The organism is Allofournierella massiliensis (genome assembly GCF_964241245.1).
GTDB lineage: Bacteria > Bacillota > Clostridia > Oscillospirales > Ruminococcaceae > Allofournierella > Allofournierella massiliensis.
The window spans coordinates 1-21,067 of the sequence record NZ_CAXSWZ010000011.1 but is presented as its reverse complement, the minus strand read 5'-3'; the positions used below and the strand labels follow the sequence as shown (position 1 = coordinate 21,067).

Here is a 21,067-nt window from a genome sequence, read left to right as displayed (position 1 = left end):
TGCGACAATATGATCAAAAATGGATTTTTGACCTTCTGCTTTTCCTTTATCCCGGGCGCGGGTCAGATGTATCAGGGATACATGAAACGGGGCCTTTCTCAGGTGACCGCCTTTGTGCTGCTCATCGCTTTGGGAGCGGGGCTGTTCGGCCCCATCGCGGTGTTCGCCGCCGTGGTGTATATGTACAGCTTCTTCGATTCGCTGAATCTGCGCAGCCAGCTGAAGATGGGCATCTGCCCGCCGGACGAGTACCAGTTCAATCTGGACGAACTGAAAGGCCTTGCCCGGCTGGCCATGCAGCGCCACAATCTGGTGGGCTGGGGCCTGGTGCTGCTGGGCGTCTGGGGCCTTTACTCCAACTTCATCTATCCCTGGGTGTGGGATCTGGCCGACATCTTCGGTTACGACAACCCGGTGGTGAACGCGGTGCGTTCCCTCATCAACAATCTGCCCACGCTGGCGGTGTCGGTGATCTTTGTGTATGCGGGCGTTCGGCTGATCCGGGGCTCCGGACCGAAAAAGGGCGGCGAGCTGCCGCAGGATCTGGAGGACGATTTCACCGAATACAAGGGTGAATGAGGGAGGAACAGGCAATGAACAATACCGATTTTGAACCGATGAACCCCATGGAAGAAACCGCACAGCCGGAAATGCAGGCAGACCGGCCGCAGGGCGCACCGCAGCCCCGGCGGGCGCAGAAGATGCACCAGGAGCGGCCGAAGGTGCGCCGGGTGGGCTTTTTCACGCTGGGCATTGCGCTGATCCTTACCGGCGGCTGCATTGCCGCAAGCATGATTCTGCCGGATTTCCCGCTGTTCACCGTGGCAAAGCTGGCTCCGCTGGTGCTGGTGGCTCTGGGTGTAGAGGTACTGTGGGCCAATGCCCGTAAGGGTGACGCCCAGCTGAAATACGATCTGCTGAGCATGTTTGTCTGCTTTGTGCTCATCTGCGCCAGCATGGGCGCGGCCACCCTGCCCATTCTGCTGCGCTATTACGGGCCGGATCGGGAGTACACTGAGCGGCGGCTGGAGCAGGAGCTGGAGGAGCAGCTGAATGAGAAGCTGCCTGACGGAATCGTGCTGGATGGTTACAGCTATGTGGACCTGAACCGGATGGAGTTCGACAGGGAAATGACGCTGGCGGATCTGAAAACCGAGGATCTGGTGCGGGTGAATCTGACACTGGCCGGAATCTATGCGGATGAAAATGCCTTTGCCGAGGCCTGCGCGCAGATGCTGCCCGCCCTGCGGGAGCTGGGCGTGGATCAGGTGGACTTCCATTCGGAGAATGGCGACGATCAGTGGGAGCTGCAGATCGGCGGCCCATTCCAGATGAACGCCAGTGCTCAGGAGCTGGCGGTTCAGGTGACCCACATGGTGCGCTACTGGGAGGACGACAGTTACACCTGGTGGGATGAGGATGAGCTGACGGAGCATCTGGCCGAACAGGAGAATACCGACCTGCAGGAGCCTCAGCCGGAAGCTGATTCCACAGAGATCACCATGGAACAAGCCGGTGAGACCAGCGCGGAAGTGACCGCCATGGAGAACGGCTGAGAAAAATTCAATACGCAAAAGCCCCGCAGAGCTGCGTAATGACGCATACTCTGCGGGGCTTTTTTGAATATCAGTAGACAAAGGCGTTCTGCACAAGATAATTGATCACGAAGAGAGCCACATCCACCGGAATCTTGGCGCCCAGCTCGGGAAGACCGGGAACAAGGCCCACCAGCAGCGAGACGAAAAATGCGCTGGCCAGCGTTTTCAGAATGGTGAGAATGGTATAGAGCGTGGCGCTGCGCTGGTGCGCCGCACGGCTCTGAAAGACGAAGAAATAGTTGATCAGATAGTTCATCAGGCTGGAAAGCACCCGTGCCACAATGGTGGCGGCGGTGATGTAGACTGCCTCCGGCAGATAGGGCCGCAATGCGCAGCACAGCAGCCAGAACGCCCCAAGATCCACCCCGGAGGAAACCAGCGAGGAGGCAGCAAAGGGCACAAAGGTTCGCCAGCCGCGTTTTGCGGCCGGGGGCTCAGAATTGGAAGAACACATGAAACCTTACTCCATTCAGACAAAAACAGTGGGGCTACAGCGCCGCGTGCACCGCGGCCAGAATGGCGGGGGCGCTGCGCAGTGCATCGGGGGCAAGCTGTGTGGGGGAGAGCTCCACACCCAGATCCTCCAGCCCCTCGAACAGGGTGATGCGGGCAAGAGAATCCATCAGCCCGCTTTCGATCAGATCCACACCTTCCTCCAGCGCCCGGGGCGTGCCGCAGGCGTTGGCGATCAGGCTCAGGATCATGTCGTCGGTCAGTTGCATTGAAAATGTCTCCTTTCGGCGATCACAGCAGAAATTCCCGGGCCAGCTGCGCCCGGTCGCACTTGCCGTTTTCGGTCACCGGCAGCTCGTCCAGCCAGAACAGCCGGCCGGGCAGCATGTAGGCGGGCAGGCGCTGAGCCAGCAGACGGCGAACTTCCTCTTCCGGCAGGCGGGCGCTTTGGGCTGCCTGCAAAAAGGCGCAGAGCCGACGCACCCGGCCGTCCGGTGAGCGCTGGGGCAGCACCGCCGCCCGCTCCACACCGGGCAGAGCGTGTAGTGCGGCTTCCACCTCGCCGGGCTCGATGCGCCAGCCGCAGTATTTCAGCTGGTCGTCCAGCCGACCGGTGCACCACACATGGCCGCCCTTCACAAAGCCGCTGTCGCCGGTGCGGTACCAGCCGCCGGAAAACCGGGCGTCGCCGCTGCCGGGCAGGTAGCCGGAAAACACGCTCTCGCCCCGCAGGGCCAGCTCGCCGGGCTCCCCTTCGGCAAGGAGTTCTCCCTTTGGGCCAAGCGCTGCGATTTCCACCGCAGACTGCTCCACAAGACCCACCGGAAGAGGGCCGTCGGCAAAGGTGGCCAGCGCGTCGGCCGCGTTCACCGCACACACCGCGCAGGCGGCCTCGGTGGGGCCGTAGGCGTTCAGCAGGGCTGCGCCGGGGAAACGGGACAGGAATTTCTCCGCCGCAGGCCGCGGCAGCACCTCGCCGCAGCAGAACACCGCCCGCAGCTTCGGCATCAGCGCCGGGGAGAAGCTTTTGTCGCACAGGCACAGCTCCAGAAAGGTGGGGGTGCACACCAGCACCGCCGCGCCGCTGGCCGAAAGCTGCCGGAACAGCAACGCCGGGTCGGCCAGTTCTTCACGGGAAAGGCTCACCAGCCGTCCCTGCCCGCAGAAGGCAAGGGTCAGATCTGCCAGTGAGAGATCGAAGGAAAAGCCTGCCTGCCCTACCACCGTCTCGCCGGGGGCGAGGGTCAGCGCGGGCCGGGCGGTGATCCAGCGGGCAAAGTTCGCCAGCGCCCGCCGGGGCACCGGAATTCCCTTGGGATGGCCGGTGCTGCCGGAGGAAAACAGAATGTAGGCGGTCTGTTCCGGGCTGCAGGGGCGGGGCGCAGCCAGTGGCTCAATAATGCCCGGCTCGCACATGGGCCAGAGGGGCGCGGTCGGCAGCTCTTCCGGCCAGGGAGCGGGGGCTTCGTCGGCAAACAGCAGGGCGGCGGCCCCCGCCTGGCGGAACACGGTTTCCACCCGGGCGGCAGGCCAGCCCTCGTCGCAGGGAACGTATGCCCGGCCCGCCAGCAGGCAGGCCAGCATGCCCACCGGCAGGGCGGGCTGCTTGTGGCCGTAAAGCAGGATGGGGCCTTCGCCCGGCCAGAGCTGCTCCAGCGCCGCGGCCAGAACCCGGGCACGGGTGAGCAGCTGGCCGTAGCTAAGCCCCCATCCGCCGCTTTCGTAGGCGGGCAGATGGGGGCTTTTGGCACAGCGTTCCACAAGATCATTCAAACAAATCCGATTGTTCACACAGCATTCTCCTTTTGCGGGTCAGGGCACCATTGGCCGCCGTCCTCCCTGCGCAGCTCTTCCGGCGGAATCAGGGCCGGGTCGAACAGTACCCGGGAGTGATTGTCCAGAATCAGCTCCCGGCGCAGTGTCCGGCCGCTGGCCCGGTCAATGGTGAGCTTGTAGACCTGGCTCAGCCGGTAGTAGCCGTCGTCCAGGCGGGCGTAGTGGCTGTTTTCCTCCACCAGTCGGTAGCGGCAGGGGAAGGGGCGCAGGCAGCGCAGCTCGCCGCAGAGCTCGTCCTCCCGCAGCCAGACCAGCAGCTGCACCGGCTGATCGCTATCGTTGCGAAAGCGGTAATCCACATTGTTGTAAAACACCGAGGTTCCGGTGCCGAAGGGCACGGTGCGCCGCTCGTCCGGGAAAAGGGCATCGGAATGATGGTGCAGCTCAGTTACGGTGAGGGGGCTGTTCAGTACCAGCCAGTGGATCAGGTTTGCCAGCTGGCACAGCCCGCCCCCGATGCCCCGGCCCAGCTGCCCGCCGGAGATGGTCAGCCCTTCCTGATAGCCCCTGCGGCGGGTGGCGTTGCCCACCGTGCGCCAGAAGGAGAAGGTTTCGCCGGGGGCGATGATCAGCCCGTTCACCTGCGCGGCGGCCAGCTCCAGGTTGCGGGCCTTGCCCTCCTGCAGCCGGGGATCCACTCCGGCCAGCCGGCGGCGGATCACCGAGCAGTGGCCTTTCACCAAAGCAGGCAGAGGCTCAGTCTGGCGGGTGGAGGCAAACCGCTGGCGGCCCGCCAGATCTCGCACACGGCGCAAAAGCCGCTCCTTGCGCAGAGAGATCCAGTAGCATACCGGGCCGTATTCACAAAACAGTTTTCGCCGCGCCATGGCGCTTCGCCCTCCTTGCTGTGCGGGTTCTGCGGGGAAAAGGAATAAGTTTACGATACAATATCCCGGCAGTAATGTCAAACAGACCGGAATGCGTTGTTAAAAAATAAACGCATTTGTAAAATGCTTTTTGGTTGTACTTTGCGCCTGCCCGTGCTACACTGAACATGGATTATTTCAAAAATTTGAACAGTTGCCGGCGCTGTTTTCGGCCCGGTGGAAAGGTGAGAAGGAATGAAACTGCTCAAAGGATATACAAAAGAAGAAAAGAGCTGGATGATGTACGACTGGGCCAACAGCGCCCACTCGGTGATCGTGGTCACCATCCTGCCCATCTTCTACAATACGGTTGCGGGTTACATGGCGGACTCTGCCTCCGGTATGAGCACCTGGGGCTACGCCACTAGCGCGGCCATGGCCATCGTGGCGCTGCTGGCCCCGGTGCTGGGTGTGTTCGGCGACTTCAAGGGCATGCGCAAAAAGCTGTTTGTGGGCTTCATGCTGGTGGGCGTTGTATCCTGCGCGCTGATGGCCGCCACCCCCATGATGGACTTCATGGAGCCGGGCATGGCGGAAAAGGTGGGCATGGCAGTGCTGGCGCTGTACATCCTGTCCACCATCGGCTTCGCCGGTGCGAATCTTTACTACGACAGCTTTTTGAATGACGTAACCACCGAGGACCGGATGGACAAGGTGTCCACCATGGGCTACGGCATGGGTTACATCGGCGGCTCCACCATCCCGCTGCTGACCTTCCTGATTCTGAATCTGGTGCTGGGCAGCGACAAGATGCTGTTCTGCCTGTCCTTTGCCTTCGGCCTGACCGCCGTGTGGTGGCTGGTGTTCAGCATCCCTCTGCTGAAAAACGTGGAGCAGAAGAGCTACAACGAAAAGACCAAAGGCGCGGTGGGCCACGCACTGCGGGGCCTGGCCGGTACCGTGAAGGAGATCTTCCATCACAAGGCCATGTTCGTGTATCTGATCGCCTACTTCTTCTACATCGACGGCGTGAACACCATCATCCACATGTCCACCAGCTACGGCGATACCCTGGGCCTGGATTCCACCAGCATGCTGCTGGCGCTGCTGCTGGTGCAGGTGCTGGGCCTGCCCTTCTGCCTGCTGTACATCAAGGCCAGCGAGAAGTTCGGCGCCCGCACCATGGTGGGCGTGGGCATCTGCGTGTATGTGGGTGTGACCATCTTCGGCTTCTTCCTGCGGGAGGTCTGGCAGTTCTGGGTGATGGCCATCATGGTGGCCACCAGCCAGGGCGGCATTCAGGCGCTGAGCCGCAGCATGTTCGGCAAGATGATCCCGGACAAAAAGCGCAGCGGCGAGTTCTTCGGCTTCTACGATATCTTCGGCAAGTTCAGCGCCATCATGGGCCCGGCTCTGGTGGGCTGGAGCAGCGCCATCGCTTCGAACGTGGCCCTGAACAAGATGGGCCTGACCCGTGCCACCGCCAGCGCCGATGTGCTGGCTCAGGTGGACACCGCGGCCGCACCCTGGGGCATCTTGAGCCTGCTGTTGATCTTCTTCGTGGGCGGCGGGCTGTATTTCTTCGTGCTGCCCCGCTACCTGAACGGGAAAAAGTAAAACCGGAAAGAAAATACAAAAAGAAAACCGCCCCGGGGCAAAAAACGACTGGCCCCGGCGGCGGTTTTCTTTTATAATCTAGATAGAGATTCAAATCGGGCGCCTTGCCCGCGCAGCATCCCCGGTCTGTATGCCCCCCGGCGGGGCGGATCGGGGCAAATGGTGCTGCCCGAAACAGCACAGAAAGGAACTTCCATGTTCGAGATTTTCAAGCATACAGCGGAATACAAGCGCCTGCAAACGGCGCTGCAGACCCCCGGCGCGGCGGCCCTGTTCGGCATGCCCCCGGTGGCCCATGCCCGGCTTCTGCGGGAGCTGGCGGAAGAGAATGGCCAGAGCCTTCTGGTGGTGACCCCCGGCGAGGCGGAGGCCACCCGTTTTGCCCAGGATCTGGAGGCGCTGGGCCTGCCCGCCGCCGTGTTCCCGCCCCGGGACTTTCTGCTCCGGCCCATTGAGGGTGCGGGCAGAGAATACGAGTACCGGCGCCTTGCGGTGCTGGGCGATCTGGTGGGTGGCCGTCTGCGGGCGGTGTGCGTGCCCGCCGAGGCCCTGCTGCAATACACCGTACCCAAGGCCGAGTTCTGTGCCAATACCCTGACCTTGAAGCCGGGCATGACCATTCCGGTGAAGGAGCTGGCCGCCCGGCTGCTGGCGGCGGGCTACCACCGGCGCAGCCAGGTGGAGGGCCCCGGCCAGTTCAGCGTGCGGGGCGGTATTGTGGACGTGTTCCCGCCGGACTCCAGGGCCCCCGCCCGGGCGGAGTTCTGGGGCGATGAGATCGACACCCTGAACAGCTTCGATATTCTGAGCCAGCGGCGGGATGACGCGCTGGAAAAGGTGTACATCTCGCCCGCCCGTGAGGTGCTGTTCGGCGATGCGGCCGAGACTGCCGCCGCCCTGCGCAGTGCCCTTGCCGCCCAGAAGGGCCGGCGGGCCAGCGCCATGGAAAAGGCCATGGAAGCGGATCTTGCCCAGCTGGACGCGGGCCTTGTGCCCGAGGCGCTGGACAAGTATCTGGGCATCCGCTACCCCAAGCCCGCCACCCTGCTGGATTACTTCGACAATGCGATTCTGGTGCTGGAGGAGCCCAGCGCCATCCGGGAGGCTCACAAGGCCACCCAGTTCCGCCGCACCGAGGAGATGAAGGGCCTGTTTGAGGAAGGGCTGCTCTGCCCCGGGCTGGATGTGCTGTATCAGGATCTGCCGGATCTGATGCATGCGGTGGACAGCATGCCCAGCCTGTGCTGCGAGAATTTTGCCCGCACCATGCCGGAGATAAAGCTGAAGGACATCGTGAACGCCCCGGCCCATGCTCATCCGCCCTTCAGCGGCGAGGTGGCCTCGCTGGCCGAGGATCTGGAGCCGCTGACCAGGCAGGGCTATGTGGTGGAGCTGCTGGCGGGCACGCCTCGCGCCGCCGCCGCGCTTGCAAAGGATCTGGCGGCCAAGGGCTTTGCCGCCACCGCTGCAAAGGATGTGCTGCCGGGGCCGGGTGTGGTCGCGGTGCGCCCGGGGCACCTGACCGGCGGTGCGGAGTTTCCCTTTGCCAAATACGCCCTTTTCACCAGCCGCAAGGCGGGCAGCGCCGACAGCGGCAAAAAGCCCGCCAAAAAGAAAAACAAGGACGCCCTTTCCAGCCTGACCGACATCAAGCCCGGCGATTATGTGGTGCACCAGAACCACGGCATCGGCATGTATACCGGTATCCAGCGGCTGGAAGTGCAGGGTGTGGTGAAGGATTATCTGAAGATCAGCTACGATAAGGGCGACACTCTGTATGTGCCGGTCACCCAGCTGGACCTGCTCAGCCGCTACACCGCCCCCGGCGATTCCGACAAGGTGAAGCTGGCCAAGCTGGGCGGCACCGAGTGGGCCAAGACCCGCCGCCGGGTCAAGACCGCCGCCGCCGAGATGGCTCAGGAGCTGATCGAGCTGTATGCCAAGCGGCGACAGGCCAAGGGCTTCGCCTTCCCGGAGGACAGCGACTGGCAGCGGGACTTTGAGACTCGCTTTGAGTACGACGAGACCGGCGACCAGCTCACTGCCGCCGCCGAGATCAAAAAGGACATGGAAAAGCCCTGGCCTATGGATCGGCTGCTCTGCGGCGACGTGGGCGTGGGCAAAACCGAGGTGGCCCTGCGGGCGGCCTTCAAGTGCATCATGGGCGGCAAGCAGTGCGCCATTCTGGCCCCCACCACTCTGCTGGCCTGGCAGCATTACAACGGTCTGCTGGCCCGGATGGAGGCCTTCCCGGTGAAGGCCGGGCTGCTCAGCCGGTTCCGTACCCCCACCCAGCAGAAGGAGACGCTGCGGGGCCTGAAGGAGGGCACCGTGGACGTGGTGGTGGGCACCCACCGGCTGCTGAGCAACGACGTGAAATTCAATGACCTGGGCCTTGTGATCATCGACGAGGAGCAGCGGTTCGGCGTCAAGCACAAGGAAAAGCTGAAGGAAGCCTTCATCGGGGTGGATATGCTCACCCTGTCTGCCACGCCCATTCCCCGTACCCTGAACATGGCCATGAGCGGCATCCGGGATATGAGCACCATTGAGGAACCCCCGGTGGAGCGCCAGCCCATCGAGACCTATGTGATGGAATACGACGCCAACATTGTGGCCGAGGCCATCAAAAAGGAGCTGGCCCGGGGCGGGCAGGTCTACTACCTGCACAACCGGGTGGACAGCATCGACGCCTGCGCCGGCATGGTGGGCCAGATGGTGCCCGGGGCCCGCATTGCCACCGCCCACGGCAAGATGACCGAGGAGCAGCTGTCCAAGGTATGGCAGCAGCTGCTGGACGGCGAGGTCGACATTCTGGTCTGCACCACCCTGATCGAGACCGGCGTGGACGTGCGCAACTGCAACACCCTCATCATTGAGGACGCGGACAAGATGGGCCTTGCCCAGCTGTATCAGATCCGGGGCCGGGTGGGCCGTTCCGGCCGCAAGGCCTACGCCTACTTCACCTTCCGGCGGGACCGGGTGCTCACCGATGTGGCGGCCAAGCGGCTTTCCGCCATCCGGGAGTTCACCAGCTTCGGTTCCGGCTTCCGCATTGCCATGCGGGATTTGCAGATCCGGGGCGCGGGCAGCCTTCTGGGCCAGAGCCAGCACGGCCACATGGAAGCAGTGGGCTACGATCTGTATGTGAAGATCCTGAACAACGCCATCGCCATGGCCAAGGGCGAGGAGCTGCAGCCGGACAAGAGCGAATGCCTGATCGACATCACGGTGGATGCCTACATTCCCGAGCGCTACATTGCCGAGGCGGCGGGCCGCATCGAGGCCTACAAGCGCATTGCGGCCATCGAGACCGAAGAGGACGCGCAGGATGTGCTGGACGAGCTGATCGACCGTTACGGCGACGTGCCGGACAGTGTGGCGGGTCTGGTGGACATCTCGCTGGTGCGGGTGAGCGCCGCCCGGGCCGGCATCTACGAGATCGGCCAGAAGCGGGACGCGCTGATCCTTTATTCCGACACACTGAACGCCCAGCGGGTGAAGCTGGCGGTAGCTGCGCTGCCCGGGCGCATCACCGTGAACAGCAGTGCCAAGCCCTATCTGGCGGTGCGGGTGGCCCCCGGCGAAAAGCCGCTGGAGCTGCTCAAACAGGCGCTCAGCGCCCTGGGGCCGGTTCAGGAGACGGACGGCGAGGAGAAAAAGGCATAAATTTGCACCCAAATGCCGCCCGAAAAGCAAAAAGAATTGAGAAATCGGCCAATATCGTGTAATATAAAAGGGTATGCGTAATCATTTTCGCATACCCTTTTTTTCAGCGATTTTACCGCCCTCTGCCTGCCGAAAAGGCCGGGGGCTGAAAGGAAGATTGAATTCCATGCCGGAAGGCTATACTCACATCCGAACCGCCCGGGCGGCGGCGCGGCTGGCGGGCATCACCCCCGCCGACGGCGCGGCCTTCGACTGCGGCGCAAACGGGCCGGACATGCTGTTCTGCTACCGGGTCTGGCGCAAAAGCGCCCGCCGGGGCGAGGATCTGCCCAAAATCGGCGACCGGCTGCACGACGAAAACACCGGTGCGTTTTTGCAGTCTTTGCTGGAAAACGCAAAGACTCCGGAGCAGCAGAGCTATGCGTTGGGCTTTTTGTGCCACTACGCGGCGGACTGCGCGTTGCACCCTTATGTGGTGATGATCACCAAACCGGGCGCGGCTTATGGCCGACCCGGCGGCCACGGCTATTTTGAGATCGCGCTGGACAGCTTTCTCCATCAGAAGGATACCGGAAAAAGCGCGGTGCCGGTGAACGACAATACCCCCGCCCTGAACGGGCAGGCGCTGGATGGCGCGGTCGAGCTTTTGCAGGCCGGCATTCAGGCGGCGCTGGGGCTGACCGTGAGCCGGCAGGCATTGAAGGACAGCTTCGCCCACACCCGGATGCTCCGGGGCCATTTCGTGAGCCGGCTGCGTGTGAAATACGCGCTGTTCTGGCTGGTGGAGCCGCTGTTCGGCGGCCGGGGCTTCATCACCGGCCACATCACCCCCGCCCGCCTTGCGGGCACCCGCAAGGGCGAAAAGCCGCTGCCGGAGGTCTGGGAGCATCCCTTCACCGGCGAGGAGCAGCAGACGGACCTGGCCGGCCTGCTGGATCAGGCCGAGCGCACCGGTGCAGCCTATATGCTGGCGGCGCAGGGCTACTGGCAGGGCAAGCTGCGGCTGGAACGGGCCATGGAGGTCATCGGCTCCCGCAGTTATCTGTCCGGTCTGGAGGATGCGCGAAGCGCCCCGGCCCGGCAGCAGGAACCAGCACCCGCGGAGCAGCCGGAAGCCGAACCGGCTGTGGAGACAGAGGTCGAGCAGCAGCAGCCCCGCTGGGAGGATATTGACATTTCCGGTGAACTGGACGATAATAGTGTAGGTTAATGAAATTGTACGGCCCGCCACGGCGTGCGGGCAGAAGGTTTGAAAATAAAGTGAGGAAGAATGCTATGCTGAAACTGGAGCATCTGGCCTGGAGCATTCCGGGCGGCGAGAGCATCATCAAGGACATCGACCTGGAGCTGGGCGAGGGCAAGCTGGTGGTGGTCACCGGCCCCAACGGCGGCGGCAAGACCAGTCTGGCCAAGCTGATCGCCGGTGTGGAGACCCTGAGCGGTGGCCGCATCATTTTTGACGGCGAGGACATCACTGATATGGACGTGACCCAGCGGGCCAAAAAGGGCCTGGCTTATGCCTTCCAGCAGCCGGTGCGCTTCAAGGGGCTCACCGTGCGGGATATGCTGGAGCTGGCTGCCGGCAAGGAGCTGAACGAGGGTGAGCTGTGCGCGCTGATGGGCAAGGTTGGCCTGTGTGCCAGCGAATACATCGACCGCGAGCTGAACGCCAGCCTGTCCGGTGGCGAGATCAAGCGCATCGAGATTGCCAGCGTGCTGGCCCGCAAGGCAAAGCTGTCCATCTTCGACGAGCCGGAAGCCGGCATCGACCTGTGGAGCTTCGCCCGCCTGGTGGAGACCTTCGAGGAGCTGCGTGCCAAGAGCACCGGCACCCTGCTGGTGATCAGCCATCAGGAGCGGATTCTGTCCATTGCGGACGAGATTGTCGTCATTGCAGACGGCAAGGTGCGCCAGCACGGCCCCCGGCAGGAGATTCTGCCTCAGCTGCTGGCCAATGAACACGCGGTGCGCTGCCCGCTGGAAAAGGAGAGTGCGATCGTATGAACCAGATCACCGACGAACTGCTGCGCCTGATCTCCGCCAACCCCATCGACGGAAAGAGCGCCTTTAACATCCGGGAGGACAGCCAGTGTGCTGGCCGCCAGTCCACCGAGAATATCTCCATTGAGAACAAGGAAGGTGCGCCCGGCATCGTGATCCGGGTCAAGCCCGGCACCAAGGGTGAGACCGTGTACATCCCCGCCTGCGTGACTCATGCCGGTGTGGACGATCTGGTCTACAACGACTTCTACATCGGCGAGGGCGCCGACGTGATCGTGCAGGCTGGCTGCGGCGTGCACAGCGAGGGCGAGGAGCAGGCCCGCCACAACGGCATCCACCGCTTCTTTCTGGAGAAGTACGCACGGGTGCTGTATCTGGAAAAGCACATCGCCACCGGCAACGGCACCGGCGAAAAGCGTATTGATCCGGTGACCGACATCGAGCTGGCCGAGGGCGCCAGCCTGGAAATGGACACCGTGCAGCTGGGCGGCGTGACCAGCACTACCCGCAAGACCCGCGCGGTGTTGCAGAAGGACGCCCGTCTGGTGGTGCGCGAGCGCATCATGACCGACGGCGACGAGTTTGCCCGCACCGATTTTGTGGTGCGCATGGAGGGCGAGGGCGGTGCCTGCGATCTGGTGAGCCGCAGCGTGGCCCGGGGCAATTCCCGTCAGGAGTTCTACTCCACCATCAAGGGCAACGCCCCCTGCACCGGCCACTCCGAGTGTGACGCCATTCTGGCGGAAAACGGCAAGGTGCTGGCTCAGCCCGGTCTGGAGGCCAATCATGTGGATGCTCAGCTGATCCACGAGGCCGCCATCGGCAAGATTGCCGGCGAGCAGCTGCTGAAGCTGCGCACGCTGGGCCTGACCAGCGAGGAAGCTGAGGAAAAGATCATTCAGGGCTTCCTGAAATAATCTGTTTGATCAAAATGCGCCGGGGGATGCCCCGGCGCATTTTTTGCTGCCGAAAGTTCTGGCAGAGTTTTCCACAGGGGAGGGCTTCGGTTGTGGAAAACAGATCCGAAACAGCAAAGCCGCCCGGGATGAATTTCCCGGGCGGCTTTGCTGTGTTTGAAAAAGAAGATTGGAAGAGATCAGCGAAAAAAGCGAATTACAGTTCGGCGGAATAACCGGCAGCCTTCACTGCTCCGGCCAGCTGGGCGTCGGTAACGGTTCCGTCGGTGGTTACGGAAGCGCGGCCGGATTGCCGGTCCACGTTTACCATAGTCACACCGGGCACCGCAATCAGTGCCTGCTCCACCGCCCGACGGCAGTTGTCACACTGCATGCCCTGAACCGAAAAGGTTTTTGCATCCTTCGGGGTGGGCGTATGGCCGGCAGCCGAAGATGCACTGCAGCTGCCGGAACAGCCGGCGCAGCCACCGGAACAGCCGCAGCAGCCGCCCTTGCCGCCAAAATGTTTCTTTGTGGCCAGAACAGCCAGCACCAGCAGCACCGCAACGATCAGGATTACAATCAGATCTGCAAATGTCATAATGGAAACCCTCTTTCTGCCGCGGCGCGTGCGGCTTATTTTTTGAAGCGTTTTTTCAGCCATTCCGCCAGGCGGAACAGGCCCATGGCCGCAAAGTAAAGCGCCAGAAACGCGGCCAGCACATAGAACATGGAAACAGATGGTTCACCCATGGCTTACGCAGCGGCCTCCACCGAACGTCTTGCATAGACCCGGTTGGCCTTGTAGGGATCCGGACGGAACAGCAGGAACAGGATCACCGCCAGCACTGCGAAGGCGATGAAGGTCCAGGGGTTCACGGCAACCTGACCGGTGGCCAGACCACCCAGCTGATACACGATCAGCGCCACCGCGTAGGCGAAGATGTTCTGATAGAGAATGGCGAACCAGAACCACTTGCGGTCCTGCATTTCCTTGGCCATGGTGGCAATGGCCGCCAGGCAGGGGCTGTTCAGTAGGTTGAATACCAGGAAGGAGAAGCCGGCGGCTGCACAGGGGAACCAGGTGCCCACCGCGGCGGCTACCGCGCCGGTATCCTCCACCAGATCCTCGGATACGTTGGCCAGCACGCCCATGGTGGAGACGATGGCCTCCTTGGCGGTGAAGCCGGAGATGGAGGAAGCCACAGGCTGCCACTGGCCGAAGCCCAGAGGGGCGAACAGCACCGCGATGGCGCTGCCTACCACAGCCAGCAGGGAAGCGGAGGTATCCTCCACCAGACCGAAGGCGCCGTTCTCAAAGCCAAAGCTGGAGAGGAACCACATGACCACGCAGGCCAGGAACAGAATGGTGCCGGCTTTAATCAGGTAACCCCGCAGCCGTTCCCACACGTGCATCAGCACGGTTTTGGCACTGGGCATGTGGTAGGCGGGCAGCTCCATTACAAAGGGGGCGGGCTTGCCGGAGAAGGGTTTGGTCTTTTTGAGCATGATGGCCGACACCAGCACCGCGCCGATGCCGATCACATACATCACGGGGCCCAGGTTTGCCGCCAGCAGCTTGCTGCCGGTGGCCTGACCCGCCATCACCGCGCTGAGCAGGGCGATGACCGGCAGCTTCGCGCCGCAGGGAACAAAGGTGGTGGTCATAATGGTCAGGCGGCGGTCGTTGTCCTGCTCAATGGTCTTGGAGGCCATGATGCCGGGCACGCCGCAGCCGGAGGAGATCATCAGAGGAATGAAGCTCTTGCCGGAAAGGCCGAAGTGGCGGAAGATCCGATCCATCACAAAGGCGATGCGCACCATGTATCCGCAGTCCTCCAGAATGGAGAGGAAAAGGAACAGAATGGCCATCTGGGGTGCAAAGCCCAGCACGGCGCCCACGCCGCCGATGATGCCGTCCACCACCAGGCTGGTGAGCACATCGCTCACGCCCGCGCTGGCCAGCAGATCGCCCACCATGCCCTGGATGCCGCCCACGAAGGTGTCGTTGGTCCAGTCGGTGACCCAGGTGCCCACGGTGGACACCGAAATGTAGTATACCACCCACATGATCACAAGGAAGATGGGCAGGCCCAGCACCCGGTTGGTCACCACCCGGTCGATTCGGTCCGAAAGACTCATCTGACCGGCAGGCTTTTTCACGGTGGCGTGCACCAGACCCTGAATGTGGCGGTAGCGCTGATCGGTGATCACCGCCTCCACATCGTCGTCGTATTCTTTGGCAATGGCATCAGACAGGGGCTTGTAGGCGTTGTCCTCGCCCAGATGCAGCTGTTCCAGCACCTTGGAATCCTGCTCCAGCAGCTTGATGGCGTACCACCGCTGCTCCTGATCCGGAACGCCTGCAGGCAGATTGGCGCAAACCTCTGCGATCTTTTCCTCGATGGCCTTTTCAAAAACAGCCCCGGGCCGCTTGATCTGGCGGCTTTTTGCCAGCTTTACAGCCTCGGCCACCACTTCCTTCAGGCCGGTGCCTTTTAAGGCGCTGGTCTCCACGATGGGGCAGCCCAGCCGCAGCGAGAGGTCGGCCACGTCAATGTGAATGCCGTTTTTCTTCACAAGGTCGCTCATGTTCAGCGCCACCACCACCGGGATGCCGGTCTCGATCAGCTGGCCGGTCAGGTAGAGGTTGCGCTCGATGTTGGTGGCGTCCACCAGATCGATGATCGCGTCCGGGCGGTCATTCAGAATGTAATCCCGGGTAACCACCTCTTCCAGTGTGTAGGGGGAAAGCGAGTAAACGCCGGGCAGGTCGGTCACATCGACCACCTCGCCCTTTTTGCCGGTTTTCAGTTTGCCGGTCTTTTTCTCCACGGTAACGCCGGGCCAGTTGCCCACATATTGATTCGCGCCGGTCAACGCGTTGAACATGGTGGTTTTGCCACAGTTCGGGTTGCCGGCCAGTGCAATGGTGATTGCCATAGCTGTGAATTCCTCCTCCAGTGTTGGTTTACGCAAGCAAACTATGATTAGTCAAAACTAACCAATGGGCGAAAAAAACAGCCGTGCCGCTTATGCGGTTACCGGCTCCACGTCCACGCAGGCGGCGTCCGCCTTGCGCAGCGACAGCTCATATCCGCGTACGGTAATTTCCACCGGGTCGCCCAGGGGGGCCACCTTGCGAATGTGGATCTCGCTGCCTTTGGTGATGCCCATGTCCATGATGCGGCGCTTGTAGGCGCCTTCGCCGTTGATGCGGCGCACGGTCACACGGGTGCCGACTTTTGCATCCTGTAAAGTCATGATCAATTTCTCCTCCTCTAAGCTCCGGCCACCGGGGCGACCGGCCTGTTGCCAACGGAAAGCGGGCGCAGGGCCTGCCTCCGCTTACACATAGATATGCAGGGCCTGCTCCTGATTGATGGCGATGCGGGCATCTTTTACATGGACAATCACATCGCCCTGCAGCTGGTTGACCAGCGTAACGCTGACCCCTTCGTGGAAGCCGAGAGCCCGCAGGTGGGCCCGAACCTCGGAATTACCGCTGAGCCGCCGAATCACATAGGACTGACCGACCGCCGCCATGGAAATGGGCATCATAACGCATCCTTTCTTTTGCGCGCTGTGCCCGGGTGCGGGCGCAGCATCGCTGCAATGGTTAGTAACATCTAACTGCAATACAAGGTTAGCACTGACTAACACCTTTGTCAATAGATTGTCGTAAAAAATTTTAAAAGACTGCAAAACAAAAACCGCCCCATGCCGAAAGCAAAGGGCGGTTGCGTGTTGAAAGTGCAAATAATTCAGCTCATCTGAGGCAGCAGAGCCAGATATTTCTGCCGGTAATCTTCCAGAATACGGTTGTATTCCGGGCTGCTGCCGGCGTGCAGTGCCTGCTTGCGGGCGTGGGCGTCCACATCCAGCTCATTGCCCACCAGTCGGCCGGCAATGTTGGAGCAGTGGTCGGACACACGCTCCGCATTGGTGACAATATCCAGGAACACAATACCGGCCTCCAGTTCGCACCGGCCGGACTTCAGCCGCAGGATATGCCGCTCCCGCATGGCAAGGCAGATCTGATCCACCGTTTCTTCCAGGGGCTCCACCTGTTCGGCCTTGGCCAGATCCGCGCCGGAAAAGGCACCGGCCGTCAGCTGCAGGATTTCCTTTACGGCCTGATACAGCAGCTCCAGCTCCTGCTTTGCGGCGGAGGAAAAATGCAGTTCCCGATCCTGCACCCGCTGGGCACATTCCAGAATGTTGATGGAATAGTCGCCGATGCGCTCGTATTCACCGATCAGCTTCAGCAGCTCGGTGATCTGCCGGTTTTCGTTTTCGGTCAGCTCCCGGTCACCGATCTTCACCAGATAATCCGAGATGGACACCTCCATCTTGTCCAGAAGATCTTCACGGGTCTGAATGTTCTGGGTTACCTCATCGTTGTAATGCTCCAGCTGACCAAATGCCTTGCAGAAGTTGGTGGAGGCACGGCTGGCCATCTTTTCCACTGCGGCCCGGGCCTGCTGCAGGGCTACGGCGGGGCTGGTGAACAGACGCTCGTCCAGCACGGGCAGCGAGAGATCCTGCGCATCCTCTGCACGCTCGGGCACGGTTTTTTCCGCCAGCCAGGCCAGTGCCCGGGTGAAGGGCATGAACATCAGGGTAACCAGCACATTGAACAGGGTGTGGAAGTTGGCAATGTCGCCCTTGTTCATCACCTGATCCCAGAAAGGGAACAGGCCAACGGCCTTCAGGCCATAAATGCCCACCAGAAAGACCGTGGTGCCGATTACGTTGAAATAAAGGTGCACGATGGCACTGCGCTTGGCCCCGGTGGATGCGCCGATGGAGGCGATCAGCGGGGTGGAGCAGGTGCCGATGTTCTGGCCCAGGATGATGGGGATGGCGCTGCCCCAGGTAATGGCGCCGGTGGTGGACAGCGCCTGCAGAATGCCCACGCTGGCCGAGGAGGACTGAATGGCCACGGTGACCAGCGCGCCTGCCAGCACACCCAGAATGGGGTTCTGCAGGCTGGAAAACAGCTGCACAAAGAAGGGGCTGTCCTTTAAGGGGGCCACTGCGGCTTCCATGGTGAACATGCCGGTAAACAGGATGCCGAAGCCCATCATGATCTGGCCGATGTTGCGCTTTTTGGGGGCCTTGAAGAACACGAACAGAATTGCGCCCGCAAAGGCCACCAGCGGGCTGAAGGTGCTGGGCTTGAGCATGGTGAGCAGCCAGCCGCCGCCGGAAATGTCCGAGAGACGAATCAGCTGGCCGGTGACGGTGGTGCCGATGTTGGCACCCATGATCACGCCGATGGCCTGAGGCAGCGTGAAGATGCCGGAGTTCACCAGACCCACGCAGATTACGGTTGTGCCGGCCGAGGACTGAATCAGGCCGGTAATCACCGCGCCCAGCAGCACTGCCCGGGGCACCGAACGGGTGAGCCGCTGCAGAACACCTTCCAGCTTGCCGCCAGCCAGTTTTTCCAGGCCGGCGCCCATGATGGACATGCCGTAAAGAAACAGCGCGATGCCGCCGGCCAGATTGATCACATTAAAAATGGTCATAAAATGCAGTCTCCTGAATTTTGTGATATGTGCATACCTGAATCATTATACCATTTTTTTGCCGTTTTCGGTCTGAAAAGCGCGAAATATTCTACCTTGATTTTACAAAAACAGGGTGGAAAAAGCTGTTTTTATAAAAATACCCCCCTTTGCCCGCGGGCAAAGAGGGGGCACTCAGCTTTCGCTTAGTACGATCAGTGTGGCACGGGCAGGCAGGCAGGCGGCCCAGTCATCCTCCCGGCTCAGCCACCCGAAGCCTTCACACTTGTGATCCGGGCAGGGGGAATCCACAAAGGCGATCCGACCGTCCTCCACCTTCAGATGGATGGTGTAATAGCCGGTATCGATGTCGTATTGAGCGTCCTTGTTCAGGGGAATCTCCATTACGGTGTTATCGTCCCCGTAGGTGAGTTCGGCCACGCCGCCGGTGCTGCGGCCGCTGTTCATCCAGAACAGGATACCGGCGGCAGCCAGCAGTACCACCGCGAAAATCACGTTGATCCAGATTTTTTTGGAACGCATGGGAGTAAAGCTCCTCTCGTCAGTTGTTAAAATTGGCCTGCCGGATGGGCAGATATACTCAGTATAACAAAAAACGCACGAGCCGAAAAGTCTGAAACGTGAATTTGGCGAAAGCGCGTGCGGGTGATATGATAGAGAAAACGTAATAAACGCAGCAGAAAGGATTGCAAAGATGGATAACAGGATAATGGATTGCCTGAAAAGCAGTCAGGGATATGTGGGGCAGAACCGGGCAATTCCGGGGGAATGGAAAGAAAAGGCCCGACGGCTGTGCTGGGAATACAACCAGTCTGCACCGGATCAGCAGACCCGTTCGGAACTGTTAAAGCAATTGCTGGGCACCTGCCACCCGCTCACCTTTATTGAGCCGGCATTTCGTTGCGACTATGGATTCAATATTCACACGCATGGTCTGGCGGTGATCAACTATAATTGTGTGATTCTGGACACATCTCCGGTACACATCGGCGCCGGGGCATTCATTGCGCCCGGAGTGTGCCTGGCCTGTGCCGGCCATGCTCTGGATCCGGAACAGCGGGCCGAGGGAATCGGAACATCCAGACCGATTACACTGGAAGAAGATGTTTGGATCGGAGCCAATGCGGTGGTTTGCGGCGGAGTAACCATCGGAAAAGGTTCTGTGATTGGGGCGGGGAGCGTGGTTACCAGAGATATCCCGGCGGGCGTGGTGGCCGCAGGGGTGCCCTGCCGTGTAATCCGCCCCGTCACCGAAGCAGATCGGATTCCGCCGGAGCAGATGGCTTTCTGATTTTTGGGGAAAATTTAAAAATCCTTCATGGAATGCAAAGGATACCATGGTATACTGAGCCAAAATACCGGCTGCTGCCGATGGAGGAACGCGAAATGGAGCCCGAATTTGTATTTGAAGTTACCACAATCGATGACCGACTGGCCCCTCAGCTGAGCCGGGTGCTGCGGTATTGCGCGGATTTTTCCTCCCGCCAGAAGCTTCCGGTGTTGTGGGAATTTACGGATCGGCTGAATCGGATTCCCAAAGCGGACCCCGAGATACTGGAAAAGCGTCGGCGGCGGGAAGGCATGTGGGGAATAGTGTTATGGGGGCTGAGCCTGTTTTTGATGGTTCCCTCTGTAATGGATCCATCAGAGCTGGCAGCACCGCTTGTGCTGAGCGTGTTGGGGTTTTTCCTGGGGTGCATTGCCATGCGGAGCAGAAAGCGGAAGCTGTTGGGCGGGCTGAATCTGGCAATGGGCATTTTCCTTTGCCTGGGAGCGTTTCTGGAGTACACACATTTGAAGGCGTTACTGATACCGGGAATTCTTTGCCTTGCGGTTGCGCTCTGGGCTTTGGCCGCAAAACAGACACACCGGAAGGAGTCTGCTTTTGACCGTCAGGCACGAGAGCTGATCCGTCAACGTCGAACGGTTGCAGATATGGAGCGAATGCGGGTGATCTTCAGCGACGAAGGAATGGTTTTGAGCGATGGCACCGAAACGGGAGCCCAGTGCTTTGTTTATGATGAATTCCTGTTTGTGGGGGAAACCGAGGAGCTGCTGGTACCGGTGTGCGGGCAGAGAGCGGTGGTGCTGCAAACGAAAGATCTGTGCAGTGGTTCTTTGGAGGAATTGAGAATGTTTTTGCAGGAACGGGTGACTTATAAGTGGATTCAGGAGATATAGCCTGTATCGAAGTCGGGCCGTCAGGAGAAAATAAAAAGCCGCTGTATTTCCAAGGAAATACAGCGGCTTTTGGTGCGCCCGGCGGGATTCGAACCCACGGCCTTTAGAGTCGGAGTCTAACGCGCTATCCAGCTGCGCCACGAGCGCACATTAATTGGTGCAGAAATTATCTTATCATATTTTAAAGACTTTGAAAAGGCTTTTTCTCAAAAAAGATAAAAAGTTTTTTGCGGGGATTTGGGAATTGACGGGTTATATCGAAAAAAGACGCGCCTTATATATAAATACAATTATAAGGGTGGAAAATATAAGGGCGGAAAAGCCGTTGCCCCCAAAAAACAGAAATAAAATTGAAAAAAGCTGTTGACATGTGTTTCCTTGTGTGGTATTATAATCAAACTGTCGCGAGAGACAGCGAGCCGCTGAAAAGCTGATAAAAAATATTTCAAAAAAGTGCTTGACAAAAAGAACTTGAT

General features: G+C 60.6%; 21 protein-coding genes and 1 tRNA gene. 10 read left to right on the top strand and 12 right to left on the bottom strand.

The window, feature by feature from the left end; translation table 11 throughout:
• The first annotated feature begins 9 nt into the window (after positions 1 to 9).
• Both ACESYO_RS07415 and ACESYO_RS07410 read left to right on the top strand, forming a co-directional pair.
• Complete coding sequence (locus ACESYO_RS07415; RefSeq protein WP_058963520.1) at positions 10 to 579, top strand: hypothetical protein; 570 nt, start codon at positions 10 to 12, stop codon at positions 577 to 579.
• Positions 580 to 593: 14 nt separating this feature from the next.
• On the top strand, positions 594 to 1,556 hold the full coding sequence (locus tag ACESYO_RS07410) for a hypothetical protein (RefSeq protein WP_373209721.1): 963 nt from the start codon (positions 594 to 596) through the stop codon (positions 1,554 to 1,556).
• A gap of 70 nt (positions 1,557 to 1,626) precedes the next feature.
• Here ACESYO_RS07410 and ACESYO_RS07405 read toward each other — a convergent pair whose 3' ends face one another.
• The 4 genes from ACESYO_RS07405 to ACESYO_RS07390 are packed head-to-tail and all read right to left on the bottom strand — an operon-like array spanning position 1,627 to position 4,714.
• On the bottom strand, positions 1,627 to 2,052 hold the full coding sequence (locus tag ACESYO_RS07405; protein WP_283128890.1) for a GtrA family protein: 426 nt from the start codon (positions 2,050 to 2,052) through the stop codon (positions 1,627 to 1,629).
• A gap of 34 nt (positions 2,053 to 2,086) precedes the next feature.
• The gene (locus ACESYO_RS07400) at positions 2,087 to 2,320 is read right to left on the bottom strand and encodes a hypothetical protein (RefSeq protein ID WP_346672057.1); all 234 of its coding nucleotides are present in this window, start codon (positions 2,318 to 2,320) and stop codon (positions 2,087 to 2,089) included.
• 22 nt (positions 2,321 to 2,342) lie between these two features.
• Positions 2,343 to 3,842, bottom strand: a complete 1,500-nt coding sequence (locus tag ACESYO_RS07395; RefSeq protein ID WP_373209722.1) for an AMP-binding protein — start codon at positions 3,840 to 3,842, stop codon at positions 2,343 to 2,345.
• Positions 3,839 to 4,714 (bottom strand): VanW family protein, encoded by an 876-nt coding sequence (locus tag ACESYO_RS07390; protein WP_373209723.1) that lies wholly within the window; start codon positions 4,712 to 4,714, stop codon positions 3,839 to 3,841. The genes ACESYO_RS07395 and ACESYO_RS07390 overlap by 4 nt, the downstream gene beginning before the upstream one ends.
• Before the next feature lie 234 nt (positions 4,715 to 4,948).
• Between ACESYO_RS07390 and ACESYO_RS07385 the strand changes: the two genes are divergently transcribed.
• From ACESYO_RS07385 to ACESYO_RS07360, 6 genes are all read left to right on the top strand, one after another.
• Complete coding sequence (locus tag ACESYO_RS07385; protein ID WP_058963526.1) at positions 4,949 to 6,310, top strand: MFS transporter; 1,362 nt, start codon at positions 4,949 to 4,951, stop codon at positions 6,308 to 6,310.
• A gap of 195 nt (positions 6,311 to 6,505) precedes the next feature.
• Complete coding sequence (gene mfd / locus ACESYO_RS07380) at positions 6,506 to 9,979, top strand: transcription-repair coupling factor (RefSeq protein WP_373209724.1); 3,474 nt, start codon at positions 6,506 to 6,508, stop codon at positions 9,977 to 9,979.
• 166 nt (positions 9,980 to 10,145) lie between these two features.
• Complete coding sequence (locus tag ACESYO_RS07375) at positions 10,146 to 11,189, top strand: zinc dependent phospholipase C family protein (RefSeq protein WP_373209725.1); 1,044 nt, start codon at positions 10,146 to 10,148, stop codon at positions 11,187 to 11,189.
• Between the two features lie 65 nt (positions 11,190 to 11,254).
• Positions 11,255 to 11,983, top strand: coding sequence for an ABC transporter ATP-binding protein (locus ACESYO_RS07370; protein ID WP_058963529.1), 729 nt, complete (start codon positions 11,255 to 11,257; stop codon positions 11,981 to 11,983).
• Positions 11,980 to 12,897, top strand: a complete 918-nt coding sequence (locus tag ACESYO_RS07365) for a SufB/SufD family protein (RefSeq protein ID WP_373209726.1) — start codon at positions 11,980 to 11,982, stop codon at positions 12,895 to 12,897. Before ACESYO_RS07370 ends, ACESYO_RS07365 begins: the two co-directional genes overlap by 4 nt.
• 92 nt (positions 12,898 to 12,989) lie before the next feature.
• A complete protein-coding gene (locus ACESYO_RS07360) occupies positions 12,990 to 13,112 on the top strand; it encodes a hypothetical protein (protein ID WP_346672063.1) in 123 nt (40 codons plus the stop codon).
• Here the strand turns inward: ACESYO_RS07360 and ACESYO_RS07355 are convergent.
• The 6 genes from ACESYO_RS07355 to ACESYO_RS07330 all read right to left on the bottom strand — a co-directional run bounded on the left by ACESYO_RS07355 (position 13,094) and on the right by ACESYO_RS07330 (position 18,932).
• Entirely contained in the window at positions 13,094 to 13,477 is a 384-nt protein-coding gene (locus ACESYO_RS07355; protein ID WP_283128988.1) for a heavy-metal-associated domain-containing protein, read from the bottom strand. The genes ACESYO_RS07360 and ACESYO_RS07355 overlap by 19 nt on opposite strands.
• A gap of 155 nt (positions 13,478 to 13,632) precedes the next feature.
• The gene (gene feoB, locus ACESYO_RS07350; protein ID WP_373209727.1) at positions 13,633 to 15,819 is read right to left on the bottom strand and encodes a ferrous iron transport protein B; all 2,187 of its coding nucleotides are present in this window, start codon (positions 15,817 to 15,819) and stop codon (positions 13,633 to 13,635) included.
• A 90-nt stretch (positions 15,820 to 15,909) separates the two neighbouring features.
• Complete coding sequence (locus ACESYO_RS07345; protein WP_443983744.1) at positions 15,910 to 16,143, bottom strand: FeoA family protein; 234 nt, start codon at positions 16,141 to 16,143, stop codon at positions 15,910 to 15,912.
• An 81-nt stretch (positions 16,144 to 16,224) separates the two neighbouring features.
• Complete coding sequence (locus ACESYO_RS07340; RefSeq protein WP_058963534.1) at positions 16,225 to 16,437, bottom strand: FeoA family protein; 213 nt, start codon at positions 16,435 to 16,437, stop codon at positions 16,225 to 16,227.
• Between the two features lie 203 nt (positions 16,438 to 16,640).
• A complete protein-coding gene (locus tag ACESYO_RS07335) occupies positions 16,641 to 18,410 on the bottom strand; it encodes a Na/Pi cotransporter family protein (protein ID WP_373209728.1) in 1,770 nt (589 codons plus the stop codon).
• Between the two features lie 174 nt (positions 18,411 to 18,584).
• Entirely contained in the window at positions 18,585 to 18,932 is a 348-nt protein-coding gene (locus ACESYO_RS07330; RefSeq protein ID WP_058963536.1) for a NusG domain II-containing protein, read from the bottom strand.
• Positions 18,933 to 19,104: 172 nt separating this feature from the next.
• Between ACESYO_RS07330 and ACESYO_RS07325 the strand changes: the two genes are divergently transcribed.
• Both ACESYO_RS07325 and ACESYO_RS07320 read left to right on the top strand, forming a co-directional pair.
• Positions 19,105 to 19,701, top strand: coding sequence for a sugar O-acetyltransferase (locus ACESYO_RS07325; RefSeq protein ID WP_283128992.1), 597 nt, complete (start codon positions 19,105 to 19,107; stop codon positions 19,699 to 19,701).
• Between the two features lie 80 nt (positions 19,702 to 19,781).
• A complete protein-coding gene (locus ACESYO_RS07320; protein WP_373211232.1) occupies positions 19,782 to 20,591 on the top strand; it encodes a hypothetical protein in 810 nt (269 codons plus the stop codon).
• Between the two features lie 70 nt (positions 20,592 to 20,661).
• Here ACESYO_RS07320 and ACESYO_RS07315 read toward each other — a convergent pair.
• Positions 20,662 to 20,738, bottom strand: a tRNA-Arg gene (locus ACESYO_RS07315).
• Between the two features lie 105 nt (positions 20,739 to 20,843).
• Positions 20,844 to 21,067, bottom strand: a 224-nt coding sequence (locus ACESYO_RS07310) for a hypothetical protein (RefSeq protein ID WP_373211230.1), incomplete at its 5' end; no start/stop codon positions are given.